General features: G+C 65.0%; 13 protein-coding genes and 1 pseudogene. 10 read left to right on the top strand and 4 right to left on the bottom strand.

The window, feature by feature from the left end:
* Positions 1-119 precede the first annotated feature (119 nt).
* From ACVWZM_RS11630 to ACVWZM_RS11620, 3 genes are all read left to right on the top strand, one after another.
* Positions 120-1,505, top strand: coding sequence for a M20 family metallopeptidase (locus tag ACVWZM_RS11630; RefSeq protein WP_316398416.1), 1,386 nt, complete (start codon positions 120-122; stop codon positions 1,503-1,505).
* Positions 1,506-1,738: 233 nt separating this feature from the next.
* Positions 1,739-3,025, top strand: a complete 1,287-nt coding sequence (locus ACVWZM_RS11625; RefSeq protein WP_456853226.1) for an MFS transporter — start codon at positions 1,739-1,741, stop codon at positions 3,023-3,025.
* A 249-nt stretch (positions 3,026-3,274) separates the two neighbouring features.
* Positions 3,275-4,120 carry an IclR family transcriptional regulator gene (locus tag ACVWZM_RS11620; RefSeq protein ID WP_057015479.1) on the top strand — a complete coding sequence of 282 codons (846 nt, stop codon included), beginning with the start codon at positions 3,275-3,277 and terminating at the stop codon, positions 4,118-4,120.
* Between the two features lie 157 nt (positions 4,121-4,277).
* Here ACVWZM_RS11620 and ACVWZM_RS11615 read toward each other — a convergent pair.
* The 3 genes and pseudogenes from ACVWZM_RS11615 to ACVWZM_RS11605 all read right to left on the bottom strand — a co-directional run bounded on the left by ACVWZM_RS11615 (position 4,278) and on the right by ACVWZM_RS11605 (position 7,400).
* A pseudogene (locus tag ACVWZM_RS11615) lies at positions 4,278-5,787 on the bottom strand (tripartite tricarboxylate transporter permease).
* Between the two features lie 6 nt (positions 5,788-5,793).
* A complete protein-coding gene (locus ACVWZM_RS11610) occupies positions 5,794-6,279 on the bottom strand; it encodes a tripartite tricarboxylate transporter TctB family protein (RefSeq protein ID WP_028332964.1) in 486 nt (161 codons plus the stop codon).
* Positions 6,280-6,434: 155 nt separating this feature from the next.
* Positions 6,435-7,400, bottom strand: coding sequence for a Bug family tripartite tricarboxylate transporter substrate binding protein (locus ACVWZM_RS11605; protein ID WP_038384272.1), 966 nt, complete (start codon positions 7,398-7,400; stop codon positions 6,435-6,437).
* A 387-nt stretch (positions 7,401-7,787) separates the two neighbouring features.
* On the opposite strand from ACVWZM_RS11605, the gene ACVWZM_RS11600 reads away from it, so the two are divergent.
* The 7 genes from ACVWZM_RS11600 (at position 7,788) to ACVWZM_RS11570 (ending at position 13,540) form a co-directional block, all read left to right on the top strand.
* Complete coding sequence (locus ACVWZM_RS11600; RefSeq protein WP_283064697.1) at positions 7,788-8,204, top strand: hypothetical protein; 417 nt, start codon at positions 7,788-7,790, stop codon at positions 8,202-8,204.
* Positions 8,201-9,064 carry an alpha/beta fold hydrolase gene (locus ACVWZM_RS11595; RefSeq protein WP_456853224.1) on the top strand — a complete coding sequence of 288 codons (864 nt, stop codon included), beginning with the start codon at positions 8,201-8,203 and terminating at the stop codon, positions 9,062-9,064. Before ACVWZM_RS11600 ends, ACVWZM_RS11595 begins: the two co-directional genes overlap by 4 nt.
* A gap of 30 nt (positions 9,065-9,094) precedes the next feature.
* On the top strand, positions 9,095-10,012 hold the full coding sequence (locus ACVWZM_RS11590) for an amino acid ABC transporter substrate-binding protein (RefSeq protein WP_057015477.1): 918 nt from the start codon (positions 9,095-9,097) through the stop codon (positions 10,010-10,012).
* 151 nt (positions 10,013-10,163) lie between these two features.
* A complete protein-coding gene (locus ACVWZM_RS11585; protein WP_225162204.1) occupies positions 10,164-10,895 on the top strand; it encodes an amino acid ABC transporter permease in 732 nt (243 codons plus the stop codon).
* Positions 10,896-10,897: 2 nt separating this feature from the next.
* The gene (locus tag ACVWZM_RS11580) at positions 10,898-11,590 is read left to right on the top strand and encodes an amino acid ABC transporter permease (protein ID WP_057015486.1); all 693 of its coding nucleotides are present in this window, start codon (positions 10,898-10,900) and stop codon (positions 11,588-11,590) included.
* A 191-nt stretch (positions 11,591-11,781) separates the two neighbouring features.
* A complete protein-coding gene (locus ACVWZM_RS11575) occupies positions 11,782-12,513 on the top strand; it encodes an amino acid ABC transporter ATP-binding protein (protein WP_057015476.1) in 732 nt (243 codons plus the stop codon).
* Between the two features lie 166 nt (positions 12,514-12,679).
* Positions 12,680-13,540, top strand: coding sequence for a D-amino-acid transaminase (locus ACVWZM_RS11570; RefSeq protein ID WP_057015475.1), 861 nt, complete (start codon positions 12,680-12,682; stop codon positions 13,538-13,540).
* Positions 13,541-13,782: 242 nt separating this feature from the next.
* Here the strand turns inward: ACVWZM_RS11570 and ACVWZM_RS11565 are convergent, their stop codons facing one another.
* On the bottom strand, positions 13,783-14,241 hold the full coding sequence (locus ACVWZM_RS11565; RefSeq protein ID WP_057015474.1) for a carboxymuconolactone decarboxylase family protein: 459 nt from the start codon (positions 14,239-14,241) through the stop codon (positions 13,783-13,785).
* Positions 14,242-14,249 lie beyond the last annotated feature (8 nt).

Here is a 14,249-nt window from a genome sequence, read left to right as displayed (position 1 = left end):
GCCCTTCCGGTCGCGAGCCGATCCCGATAGGTTGCGCCCCTCCAGAAGCATGATCGGGACGCCAAGCCATGGCGTTCCGGTGCGATCATGCCACGACGCGACCGGACGAAGGAACAATCATGGCGACACGGGCCGACGCAATCGCAAAGGTGCGAGAGCATTTTCAATCGGGAGAGTTCTTGAAGGAACTGGACCGCAGGGTCGGCTACCAGACCGAGAGCCTGAATGCCGACAAGGCCGATGCGCTGCGCGCCTATCTGGTGGAGAATCTGCAACCGGCCTTCGCCGAGCTCGATTTCAAGACCCACCTGATCGAGTCGCCGACCGGCCGCGGGCCCTATCTGATTGCCGACTACCAGGAAGACGCTTCGCGGCCGACCGTGCTGACCTACGGCCATGGCGACGTCGTCGACGGCATGGTCGGCGAATGGCGCGACGGGCTCAATCCTTGGCAGACCACGGTCAAGGGCGAGCGCGTCTATGGCCGCGGCACCGCCGACAACAAGGGCCAGCATTCGATCAACATGGCGGCGCTGCGCGCGGTGAAGCAGGCGCGCGGCGGCAAGCTCGGCTTCAATGCCAAATTCATCATCGAGACCGGCGAGGAGATCGGCTCGCCCGATCTGCGCGAGGTCTGCGAGGCGCATCGCGAGGAGCTGAAGGCCGACCTGTTCATTGCCTCCGACGGGCCGCGGCTGTCGGCGGAGCGGCCGACCATCTTCCTCGGCTGCCGCGGCGGCAACCGCATCCATCTCGACGTCAATCTGCGCGAGGGCGGCAACCATTCCGGCAATTGGGGCGGCGTGCTCGCCAACCCCGCCACGATCCTGGCGAGCGCGATCGCGAGCCTGGTCGACGGCAAGGGCCGCATGAAGCTCGATATCCTCAAACCGCCGCCGATCTCCAACCGCGTCCGCGCCGCGCTCGCCGACGTCGAGGTCAAGCCGACGGCGGACGAACCGGCGCTGGCGGAAGACTGGGGCGAGGAGGGCCTGACCGCGGCGGAGCGGCTCTATGCCTGGAACACGCTGGAGGTGCTGGCGATGTCGTCGGGCAATATCGAAAAGCCCGCCAACGCGATCCCCGGCAAGGCCAACGCCGTGCTGCAGCTCCGCTTCGTCGTCGGCACCCGGCATCTCGAGGTGATCGACGCGGTGCGGGACTATCTGCACAACAACGGTTTTCCGATGGTCGAGGTCTCGGGCACGCAGCGCTTTGCCGCCTCGCGCACCGACATGGACAGCCCGTGGATCGACTGGGCGGCGAACTCGATCCGCGCCACCACCGGCAAGGCGCCGGCGGTGCTGCCGAACTTCGGCGGCTCGCTGCCGAACGACGTGTTCTCCGAAGGCCTCGGCCTGCCGACGATCTGGGTGCCGCATTCCTATCCGGGCTGCTCGCAGCACGCCCCCGACGAGCACATCCTGCTGCCGGTGACCGAGGAGGCGCTGACCATCATGGCCGGCCTGTTCTGGGACCTCGGCGAGGCAAAGCACAAGGGATAAGGAGCTGGGCTCGCTTGTTCCCCGTCATTCTGAGGTGGCCGCTTCTTCAGCGGCCCTCGAAGGATCGACAGCCACCAGTGGGGCCGTGCATCCTTCGAGGCTCGCAAGAGCTCGCACCTCCAGCGACAAAGGCGAAGCCTTTGCGCGCGGATGACGGGGAAGACGTGGATGGCCGGGTCAAGCCGGCCATTTCGAGTTGAAAAGCTGGTGCCTTCACCGGCAAGGAAAATGTAATGACACTATCAACTTCGGCGGACGCTCAGCGAGCAACAGCGGTCGACAAGAAAAACATCACCCGCCTGATCGTCGCGACCTCGGTCGGCAATGCGCTCGAATGGTACGACATCTCGGTCTATGCCTATTTCGCGGTGTATCTCTCCAAGGCGTTCTTCCCGGCCAATGATCCGACCACCTCGCTGCTGTTGACCTTCGGCAGCTTCGGCCTGTCGTTTCTGATCCGCCCGATCGGCGGCGTCGTGCTCGGCGCCTATGCCGACCGGCACGGCCGCAAGGCCTCGCTGATGCTGTCGATCGTGCTGATGACGCTGGGCACGCTGGTGCTGGCGCTGATGCCGACCTATCAGACCATCGGCATCCTGGCGCCGATCGCGGTGCTGCTGGCACGGCTGGTGCAGGGCTTTTCCGCCGGCGGCGAGTTCGGCTCCTCGACTGCGTTCCTGGTCGAGCACATGCCGGAGCGGCGCGGTTTCGTGGCGAGCTGGCAGTTCGCGAGCCAGGGCGTCAGCGGTCTGTTGGGCGCGGGCTTCGGTGCGCTGCTGACCTCGCTGATGAGCCCGGAGGATCTGCAGTCCTGGGGCTGGCGGCTGCCGTTCCTGTTCGGCGTCCTGATCGGCCCGGTCGGCATCTACATCCGCAACCATGTCGACGATGCGAGCCCGCCGCCGGCGGCGAAGAAGGAATCGCCGGTCAGGGAAGTGTTCGCGCGGCAGAAGCTCGCCACGATGCTCGCGATCGGCGCGCTCGCGGTGTCGACCGCGGTCAACTATTTGATCGTCTACATGCCGACCTATGTGGTGAAGACGCTTAACCTCGCGCCATCGGTCGGCTTCATCGCCTCGTTCGCCGCGCAGACCGCGGTTGCGCTGCTGGCGCCGATCGCAGGCATGGTCTCCGACAAGATCGGACGCACCACCCACATGATCCTGTTCGCGCTGCTGTTGCTGGTGTCGATCTTCCCGGCCTTCCTCCTGCTCACCGGCAAGCCGACGCCGATGATCATCCTGATCGGCGTGCTCTGGCTCGGCGTCCTCAAGTCGCTGTACTACGGGCCGCTGGCCGCGCTGATGTCGGAACTGTTTCCGGCGGCGACGCGTGCGACCGGGCTCGGTCTCAGCTACAACATCGGCGTCACCTTGTTTGGCGGCATGGGACCGGCGATCATGACCTGGCTGGGCGGCTTCGCGGCGATCGGCGAGCTCGCGCCGGGTTACTATCTCACCGCCGTCTGCATCCTCAGCCTCTGCGCGCTGTTCACGATCCGCAGGCTGCGGCTGGCGTAGCGCATGATCCGAAAAAGTGCGAAGCGGTTTTTCGAAGAGATCACGCGCAAACCGCATCAGATTTCGTGATGCGAAATTCAAATATCCTTATTGTTGCACAGCAGCGTAGATAGTCGAAATCAAAGTTTCATCTGACGAAAGTATACGGTGTCCGGCGTGCGTCATCCGTCCTAGGATGATGTCGGCCGGGCGCGCATCTTCGTCCTGCCCGGTTCAGGATTTGGAATTGACGGCAAGGAAGGCCAGGGCATGAACGCCTCCACGACTGCGACCGCACGGACCAGCCGCAAGAGGCCACTGCCGGAGCCGGGCCAACCCGACAAGTTCAACGCGATCCAGAAGGTCTGCGCGATCCTGCGCGTGCTGGCGCAGCGCTCGCCGTTGCGGCTCACCGACATCGCCGACTCCACCTCGCTGAACAAGGCGACGGCGCTGCGCATTCTCAACTCGCTGATTGAGGAAGGCTTCGTCAGCCGCGTCGCCGGCGCCAAGACCTATGAGCTCGGCCAGGAGGCGCGGGTGATGGCGGTCGGCGCGCGCCGTTCGGTCGACATCGCCGAGCTGGCGCAGCCGAGCCTGCTCCGGCTGTCGGAGCGCTCGGCCGATACCGCGCTGCTGTCGGTGCGATCCGGCGTCGAGGCGCTTTATCTGGCGCGCTCGGTCGGCAACCATCCGCTGCAACCGAACTATTTGCAGATCGGCAGCCGCCGTCCGCTCGGCGTCGGCGCCGGCGCGCTGGCGCTGCTGGTCTGGCTGCCGGATGCCGAGATCGAGGCTGTGATCGAGGTGATCGTGCCGCGGCTGGCGAAATCGCCGCGCATCACGCCAAAGTTCCTGCGCGAGCGGATCGCCATGGCGCGCAAGGCCGGCCACACCGTGTTGATCGACGCCGCGTTCCCCGGCATGGGCGGCGTCGGCGTGCCGGTGCGCGACGATGCCGGCGAGGTGGTCGCCGCGCTCTCGATCGGCGCCGCGTCCGACCGCATCCGTCGCCGCGAAGGCGAGCTCGCCGACATGCTGAAGAAGGAAGCCCAGGTGCTGGCCCGCGCGCTGGCCCAAGCGCCGAAGAACGGGCGTGCGGCGAAGGTCGGTTGAGCTGCCGCTTCGCCTCTCCCCGCGTGCGGGTGAGGGGGGCCTCCGCGGATACTGCTATCACCGTGCTTGCGGAGGCAGCCCCTCACCCCAACCCTCTCCCCGTAAGAACGGGGCGAGGGGGCGCGCTGCCGGCGCGGCTGAAGTCGGGCTCGCTCTCCTACGCCCCCTCATCCAGCGCCACCAGCTCGCGCTTCTTGCGCAGCGAGGGCAGCAGCGGGGCCGACCAGCAGCACCAGCGCGAAGGCGAGGCAGATCGCCGAGATCGGCCGCTCCACGAAGGTCATGAGGTCGCCCTGCGAGAGGATCAGCGACTTGCGCAGATTGTTCTCCAGCATCGGCCCGAGCACGAAGGCGAGCACCAGCGGCGCCGGCTCGTAGCCGAGCTTGCGCATGAAATAGCCGATCACGCCGAACGCGATCATGACGTGGACGTCGAACACGTTGTTGCTGGAGCAGTAGACGCCGATGATCGTGAACAGGATGATCAGCGGGAACAGCACGTTGTAGGGCAGCCGCAGCAGCTGCACCCACATGCCGATCATCGGCAGGTTGAGCACCAAGAGCATCAAATTGCCGATATACATGCTGGCGACGATGCCCCAGAACAGCGTCGGGTTTTGCGAGATCATCAGCGGCCCCGGCTGCAGGCCGTGGATCACGAAGGCGCCGAGCAGCAGCGCCATCACCACGTTCGGTGGGATGCCGAGCGTCATCAGCGGAATGAAGGCGCCGCCGGCCGCGGAATTGTTGGCCGATTCCGGCCCCGCGACGCCCTCGATCGCGCCGTGGCCGAAGCGCTCCGGATGCTTCGAGAGCCGCTTCTCCAGCGCGTAGGAGGCGAACGATGCCACCACGGCGCCGCCGCCGGGCAGGATGCCGAGCAAGAAGCCGAGCACCGTGCCGCGCGCCACCGGTCCGGCGCTGGCCTTCCAGTCCTCCTTGCTCGGCAGCAACTGGTTGATCCTGGTCTTGATGATGTCGCGCTTGATCGCCTGCTCGGTGTTGAGCAGCACCTCGGCGACGCCGAACAGGCCCATCACGACCGGCACCAGGCCGATGCCGTCGATCAGCTCGAGGCGGCCGAAGGTCAGCCGCGGCTGCGCCGTGATGCTGTCGAGCCCGACCAGGCCGAGCACGACGCCGATGCAGGCCATCAACAGCGCCTTGGCCATCGAGCCCTGGGTGAGGAAGGTCAGCACCACGAGGCCGAGCACCATCAGGCTGAAATATTCGGCCGGCCCGAACGCGATCGCGACGCTGGCGAGCGACGGCGCCACCAGCATCAGGGCGATCAGCGCGAAGGTGCCGGCGATGAACGAGCCGAAGGCGGAGATGCCGAGCGCGGGGCCGGCGCGGCCCTGCTTGGCCATCTGGTGGCCGTCGATGCAGGTGACGACGGAAGCCGCTTCGCCGGGGATATTGACCAGGATCGAGGTGGTCGATCCGCCATACATCGAGCCGTAATAGATGCCGGCCATCATGATGATGCCGGATTCCGGCGTGCCGGACAGCGTCACCGGCAGCAGCAGCGACATCGCCGAGATCGGGCCGATGCCGGGCAGCACGCCGACCAGCGTGCCGATGAACACGCCGATGAAGCAGTAGAGCAGGTTGATCGGCAGCAGCGCGACGCCGAGGCCGTGGGCGACGTTGACGAGAGTATCCATGGGCGCTCAACCGATCTCGAACATGCCGCTCGGCAGCTGGATCGCGAGCAGGTGCTTCAGCACCCACCACATCCCGAGCGGGGCAAGGATGGACAGCGGGATCGCCAGCGACCAGCGCACCGGATCGATCACGCGGAGCAGCAACAGCATCAGCGGAATCGCCGACAGCAGGAAGCCGAGCGGCTCCAGCGCAAAGGCGAACGCCGTGAGGCAGACGATGACCAGCACCGGCTTGCCCCAGCGCGCATTCTCCCAGCGCGAGGCGAAGGTCGGGCCGCCCTCGGTGACCGCCGCGATCATGATCGAGGCCGCGAACACGCACATCAGGATGCCGGTGTAGAACAGCACGTAGCCGGAGCCGGGATCGTTGATGGTGCCGAGCTTCAGCTTGAGGCCCGACCAGATCACGAAGGCGCCGAGCCCGAGCCCGATCAGCCCGCCCCAGAGCTCGGAGTTGTTGAGGCGGAATTTGACGTTGGTTTGGTCTGTCATGGGATGTGCTCTCGTCAAGTCGCAAGGTGGGGCATCGACCTATCCCCGTCATTGCGAGAGAAGCGAAGCAATCCATTTCACCGCATGTGCGGAGGGATGGATTGCTTCGTCGCTTCGCTCCTCGCAATGACGGACGGAGACTTCGCGGCCAGTCCTTACTTCTTCGCCAGCCCCAGCGTGTCGATCACCTTGCGCTCGGACTCGGTGACCTCCCCCACGAACTTCTTGTAGTCCTCGGTGTTCTTGTAGTTCGGCACCATGTCGTATTTGGCCAGCGTTGCGATCACCGCCGGGTCCTCGATCGCCTTCTTGAAGGCATCGTGCAGCTTGGCGACGATCTTGGGATCCATGCCCTTGGGGCCGGCGATGCCAAACGGCGAGTCATAGACCATGGGGTAGCCGAGCTCCTTCAGCGTCGGTACGTCCGGATAGTTCGGCGAGCGCGCGCCGGTCCACACCATCAACAGGCGGAGCTTGCCGGCATCGACCAGCGGCCGCCAGCCGGTGGAATCCGCCTGCAGCATGGTGTGCTGGCCGAGCACGGCCGCATTGGTCTCGGCGCCGCCCTTGAACGGCACCTGGGTCAGCTTGATCCCGGCCATCAGGGCGATCTGCTCCATGCCGACATGCAGCGAGGTGCCGGTGCCGGGCGTCGCATAGGTCACCTTGCCCGGGTTCTTCTTGGCGAAATCGACTACGTCCTGCCAGGTCTTGAACTGCGACTCCGCGTTGGTGGTGACGCCGAAGGTGTAGCCGGTGAGGTGAATGATGTAGGAGAAATCCTTCGCCGGATCCCAGGACACCTCCTGCATCAAGGGCAGGCGGAACACTGTGATCGGGATCTGGGCGATGGTGTAGCCGTCGGGCTTGGCGCCGGCGGCCATCGTCGCGGGGCCCACGGTGCCGCCGCCGCCCGCCTTGTTGTCGACCGCGATCGGTTGGCCCAGCACCTTCGAGGCGCTCTCGGCGATCGCGCGCATCGAGATATCGGTCGAGCCGCCCGCCGGCCATGGCACGATCAGCGTGATCGGCTTGGTCGGATAGTCCTGCGCGAGCGCCGCTGTTGACACCAGCATGCCGGCGGCGGCGAGCAGGACCATCAAGCGATTGCGGTGCGACATCTCGATCTCTCCCTTATGACCGCGTTCGATCGCGGCCGCGTCTTGTTCGGTGTTGGCAATGATTGTCCCTGTCATGCTGGGACCGAGCGCATTGGACAGAACGGGGCGGGCAACGGAAGCGCGAATTGCGCTCGAAGCGCCGGCTGCGACAATTGGTCTGCCGCGATTTGGCGCGACCTGCCGAGCCGCGGAATTCAATCGGCCTTTGGTCGGACGGATTGGCCGTTCCTGGCACTGTGCCGGGAGGGCGCGGGGTGTGCGCGCCTGACCGGCAAGCCGGGTTTGGTCAAGCGAATAATCAAGGGAACCCAAAGGCATCGGCGCCTTGCGGGATTGCGCGCTTGCCGTCATCATGGCGCCGCCCGCTGCAGGAACGCCGCCCGACAGATGACGCCATCGCCTGACGCCACCGACGACGCTGTGACGAGGGCGTTTGCCGGCCTTCCCGCGTTGCTCGACGAGGCCCCTCGGCTGCTTGCGCGCGGGCGGCTGCTCGATTGCGACTGCCTGATCGGCCCGATGGCGCGGCCGTTTCATGCCGCGATCCGGGCCGGGCGCATCGTCGAACTTGCGCCTTCGCCGGTCCTGATGCGCTCCTGGCGCTTTTCCTATCGCGCGACGCCGCAGGCCTGGGCCGCCTATTGGCAGGCCGAGCCGAAGCCCGGCTGGCACGATCTGCTGGCGCTGACCAAGCGCGGCGAGGCGGTGCTGGAAGGCGACCTGCATCCCTTCATGGCGCATCTGCAATACTTCAAGGACCTGCTGGCGCTGCCGCGGCAGCATTTCGCGGCGGCCGTATCATGAGCGGCAAGATCATGGACGGCCACATCGAGCCGATGGTCGGCCGCTACGTTCACGTCGAGATCGGCGGCGAGCTGCACCGGATCTATTTCGAGGAGAACGGCACGGGCATTCCGCTGGTCTGCCTGCACACCGCGGGATCGGATGCGCGGCAGTGGCGCCATCTGCTCGCGGATACGCAATTTGCCGAAAATTTCCGCATCATTGCCTTCGATATGCCCTGGCATGGCAAGTCGAATCCGCCGATGAGCTGGACCGGCGATGAATACCAACTCACCACTGCGCGCTACACCGAGACCATCCGCGCTTTCTGCCGTGCGCTGCGGCTGGAGAAGCCTATCGTGATGGGCTGCTCGATCGGCGGCCGCATCGTGCTTAACCTTGCGATCGAATATGCCGCCGAGTTCCGCGCGCTGATCGGGCTCGAGGCTGCCGATTTTCAGGCGCCGTGGTATGACACCAACTGGCTGAACCGGCCGGACGTTCACGGCGGCGAAGTCTGCGCCGCGCTGGTGTCCGGGCTGATCGCCCCGCAAAGCCCGGAGCCTGCGCGGATGGAAACGCTGTGGGCCTACAAGCAGGGCGGCCCCGGCGTGTTCAAGGGCGACCTGTATTTCTACCGTGTCGACGGCGACCTGCGCGGCCGGGTCGCGTCAATCGAGACTAAAGTATGCAACCTCTATCTGCTTACGGGCGAGTATGATTTCTCCTGCACGCCCGAGGATACGAGGCGGACCGCAGCGGCAATAGGGGGCGCCAGCGTCACGATCATGGAGCAGCTCGGTCATTTTCCGATGAGCGAGAATCCGGAACTGTTTCGCCGCTATATCGCACCCGTCCTCGCTGATATTCTCACGCACTAGAACGACCGTTTCCACGCAAGGAGTAGACGTATGACACGCAACTATCTGATCGGCTTCGCGCTCGCCGCCGCGCTGGGCGCGAGCCAGGCGCAAGCCCAGGAGCCGACCGGCACGCTGAAGAACATCAAGGACACCGGCGCGATCACGCTCGGCTACCGCGACTCCTCGATCCCGTTCTCCTATCTCGACGACAACCAGAAGCCGGTCGGCTACGCCATGGACATCTGCTACAAGATCGTCGATGCCGTGAAGAAGGAGCTGAAGCTCGACAAGCTCGAGGTCAAGCTCAACCCGGTGACCTCGGCGACGCGTATTCCGCTGATGGCCAACGGCACCGTCGACCTCGAATGCGGCTCGACCACCAACAATGCCGAGCGCCAGAAGCAGGTCTCCTTCACCAACAGCCACTTCCTGACCGCCAGCCGCTACGTCACCAAGAAGGCGAGCAAGATCAATTCGATCGACGATCTGAAGGGCAAGACGGTGGTCTCGACCGCCGGCACCACCAACATCAAGCAGCTGACCGAGGCCAACCTCGCGCGCGGGCTGAGCGTCAATATCATCCCGGCCAAGGACCATGCCGAGGCCTTCCTGATGGTCGAGACCGATCGCGCGGTCGCCTTCGTAATGGACGACATCCTGCTCGCGAGCCTCGTCGCCGGCTCGAAGTCGCCGGATGACTACGTGATCTCCAAGGACGCGTTCTCCAAGCCCGAGCCCTACGGCATCATGCTGCGCAAGGACGACGCGCCGTTCAAGAAGGTCGTCGACGCCGCAACCGCCGCGCTCTACACCAGCGGCGAGGGCCAGAAGATCTATGACAAGTGGTTCACCCAAAAGATCCCGCCGAAGGGCCTTAATCTCAACTCGCCGGCTGGACCGGAGATGAAGAAGCAGTTTGCGAAGCCGTCGGACTCTCCGGATCCGGATGCCTATCTGGTCAACTGACCGCTGTGTATGACCCGTCGTCCCTTTTGGGAGCGGGTCCTGAAAGTTAGCATGTCCGGCCATTTTTGGAGGAGAATGGCCGGACATTTGCATAGACGCCGCGCGCGATGCCGGCGTAATGCCGTGACCGGCACGGCCGCGTGGGGGACCTGTGAACTACAATTGGAACTGGCACATCTTCCTTGAGCCGAACCCGATGGGGACCGGCACCTATCTCGACCTGTTGCTGTCGGGGCTGGTGGTCACCGTCAAGGTGTCGGTGCTGGCCTGGATCATCGCGCTGGTGTCCGGCTCGGTGATCGGCGTGCTGCGCACGCTGCCGTCGCGGGCCGCGTCGTGGATCGGCTTCTGCTGGGTCGAGTTCTTCCGCAACATGCCGCTGCTGGTGCAGTTGTTCCTGTGGTTCTTCGTACTGCCCGAATTGTTGCCGCGGTCGGCCGGGCTGTGGCTGAAGCAACTGCCGAATGCGCCGTTCTGGACCGCCGCGATCGGCGTCGGCTTCTTCATGTCGGCGCGCGTCGCCGTGCAATTGCAGGCCGGCATTACCTCGCTGCCGCGCGGGCAGAAGCAGGCCTCGACCGCGCTCGGCCTCACCACGCTGCAGACCTATCGCTACGTGCTGCTGCCGATGGCATTCCGCATCATCCTGCCGCCGCTGACCTCCGAATTCCTCAACACCATCAAGAACAGCGCGGTCGCCATCACCATCGGCCTGATCGAACTGACCGGCCAGGCCCGCTCGATGCAGGAGTTCTCGTTCCAGGTGTTCGAGGCGTTCACGGCGGCAACCGTGCTCTACCTGCTCCTCAATTTCGTCGTGGTGACCGCGATGCGCTTCCTCGAGCGCTATGTCGCGATCCCCGGCTACATCACGGGTAAATGACGATGATCGGCAGTTTCGATTTCGACGTCATCCGCCGCTCGCTGCCCTACCTGTTCCTGGAGGGCATGCGCTTCACGCTGACCTTGACCGCGCTCGCAGCGTTCGGCGGCCTGGTGTTCGGCACCCTGATCGCCCTGATGCGGCTGTCGAGCTACAAGGTGCTCGGGCGCATCGCGGGCTTCTATGTCGACTTCATCCGCTCGCTGCCGCTGGTGCTGGTGATCTTCTGGTTCTACTTCCTGGTGCCGTATATCGGGCAGTGGCTGACCGGCGCGTCGCGGCCGATCACGGTCGGCGCCTTCGCCTCCTCGCTGATCACCTTCATCGCGTTCGAGGCGGCGTATTTCTCCGAGATCATGCGCGCCGGCATCCAGTCGATCTCGAAGGGCCAGCCGGCCGCGGCCAGCGCGCTCGGCCTGACCTACGCGCAGTCGATGCGCTACGTCGTGCTGCCGCAGGCGTTTCGCAACATGCTGCCGGTGCTGCTGACGCAGACCATCGTGCTGTTCCAGGACACCTCGCTGGTCTACGTGCTGTCGATCCCGGATTTCCTCGGCGCCGCCAGCAAGGTCGCGCAGCGCGACGGCCGCCTGGTCGAAATGTACCTGTTCGCCGCGCTGGTCTACTTCGTCATTTCCTGTGTCGCGTCCTATGGCGTTCGCCGCCTGCAGTCGCGCATCGCGATTGTCCGGTAGCCAGTCATGCTTTCGAACATTCAAGACACGGCCCCCTTCACCTCTCCCATCGGGAGAGGTCGGATCGCGTCAGCGATCCGGGTGAGGGGTTTTGCTCCATCGATAGACCGCAATCCCTCACCCGGCGCTGCGCGCCGACCTCTCCCGATGGGAGAGGTGGAAGCGCGCTCGCTGCAACGCCTGAGTCACGCATGATCGAGATCAACCACGTCAACAAATGGTACGGGCCGAGCTTCCAGGTGCTGAAGGACTGCACCACCAGCGTCGCCAAGGGCGAGGTGGTGGTGGTCTGCGGCCCGTCCGGCTCGGGCAAGTCGACCCTGATCAAATGCGTCAATGCGCTGGAGCCGATCCAGGGCGGCGACATCACGCTCGACGGCGTCAAGGTCAACGATCCCAAGACCGACCTGCCGAAGCTGCGTTCGCGCGTCGGCATGGTGTTCCAGCATTTCGAGCTGTTTCCGCATCTGCGCATCATCGACAATCTCCGCCTCGCGCAGGAGAAGGTGCTCGGCCGCAAGTCTGAGGACGCCACCGCCAAGGGCATGAAGCTTCTGGAGCGCGTCGGGCTGAAGGATCATGCCAAAAAGTTTCCGGCGGAGTTGTCCGGTGGCCAGCAGCAGCGCGTCGCGATCGCCCGCGCGCTGGCGATGGACCCGATCGCGATGCTGTTCGACGAGCCGACCTCGGCGCTCGACCCGGAGATGATCAGCGAAGTGCTCGACGTGATGGTCGACCTCGCCCGCGAGGGCATGACCATGATGGTCGTGACCCACGAAATGGGCTTTGCCAACAAGGTCGCCGACCGCGTCATCTTCATGGACCGCGGCGAGATCGTCGAGGACGCCAAGAAGGCCGACTTCTTCGGCACGCCGCGCAGCGACCGCGCGCAGAAGTTCCTGTCGAAGATCCTGCAGCACTGAGCTTAGGGAGCCTCTCCGCCTGTCATTCCGGGGCGCCTCGAAGAGGCGCACCTGAGGGTTCGATGCTGCGCATCGCCCCGGAATGACGGCTGCTACAGGGTTTTCCCCCGTTAACAATTTGCGTATACGAAGGCCTGAACCCCCCTTCGTCCGCAGGAGAACTCGCGTGGAAAAGATCGCTTATGTCAACGGCTCGTTCGTGCCGCATTCGGAGGCCAAGGTCTCGGTGTTCGACCGCGGATTCCTGTTCGCCGACGGCATCTACGAGGTGGCGGCGGTGCTCGAGGGCAAGCTGATCGACAACGCCTCACACCTGGCGCGGCTCAAGCGTTCGGTCGGCGAGATCCAGCTCGCGCTGCCGGAGACGCTGGAGCGGATCGAGGAGATCCAGAAGGAGCTGGTTGCGCGCAACGACCTCGTCAACGGCATGGTCTATCTCGAGGTCACCCGCGGCGCCGACAAGGGTCGCGACTTCGCCTTCCCGAAGGCCGACGTCAAGCCGACGCTCGTGATGTTCACCTCGGAAAAGGACATCATCAACGCGCCCTCGGCCAAGACCGGCATCAACGTCATCACGGTGCCCGACATCCGCTGGGAACGGCGCGACATCAAGAGCGTGGCGCTGCTGGCGCAGGTGCTGGCCAAGCAGGCGGCGGCCGCGGCCGGCGCCGGCGAAGCCTGGATGATCGAGGACGGCAAGGTCACCGAGGGCGGCTCGTCCTCGTCCTTCATCGTCACCCAGGACGATGTCATCGTGACCCGGCAGAACGGCAACGAGATCCTGCCCGGCTGCACCCGCAAGGCGGTGGTCAAGCTCGCCGAGGAACGCCAGCTGCGCATCGAGGAGCGCGCCTTCACGATCGAGGAAGCGCTCGCCGCCAAGGAAGCCTTCATCACCAGCGCTTCCGTGTTCGTGCAGGGGGTGGTCGCGATCGACGGCAAGAAGGTCGGAGGCGGCAAGGTCGGTCCGATCACCGACCGCCTGCGCGAGATCTATGTCGAGTTCGCCAAGGCGACGGCGGTCTGACACTGGGTGGGGTGGGTTAGCGCAGCGTAACCCTCCAACTTTGCTCACCACGGAGAGAATGGTGGGTTACGCCTTCGGCTAACCCACCCTACGGTCTGCGCATCGCCTTGGCACCGTCACCCTGAGGTGGCCGCTTCTTCAGCGGCCCTCGAAGGGTCGACGGCCCGACTGTGGCCGTGCATCCTTCGAGACGCCTGCTGCGCAGGCTCCTCAGGATGACGGGGATGGATCGTCCGCGCTGCTTACGCCGCCGCCTTCGCCTTCACCGGATGCACCGCGCGGAAGCCGATGGCGATCCGGTTCCAGGCGTTGATCGCGCCGATCAGCGTGGTCAGGTTGACCAGCTCGCTGTCCGAGAACTGGGCGCGCACGGCTTCATAGTCGGCGTCGGGCGCATGCGTCTCGGACACCAGCGTCAGCGCTTCGGTCCAGGCTAGCGCCGCGCGCTCGCGCTCGCTGTAGAGCGGGGATTCGCGCCAGGCGTTGAGCAGATAGAGCCGCTGCTCGGTCTCGCCATGCTTGCGGGCGTCCTCGGTGTGCATGTTGATGCAGTAGGCACAGCCGTTGATCTGCGAGGCGCGGGTCTTGACCAGCTCGATCAGCGATTGCTCGAGGCCGCTCGCAGCAATCTGGTTTTCGACCGCGACCAGCGCTTTGATGGTCTCGGGTGCGGCCTGGTAGAAGTTCATGCGGGGCTTCATGGTCGTTC

Source organism: Bradyrhizobium sp. USDA 4501, assembly GCF_054062115.1.
Note: the sequence above shows the minus strand (reverse complement) of the source record. Positions and strands in the feature narration are given on the sequence as shown.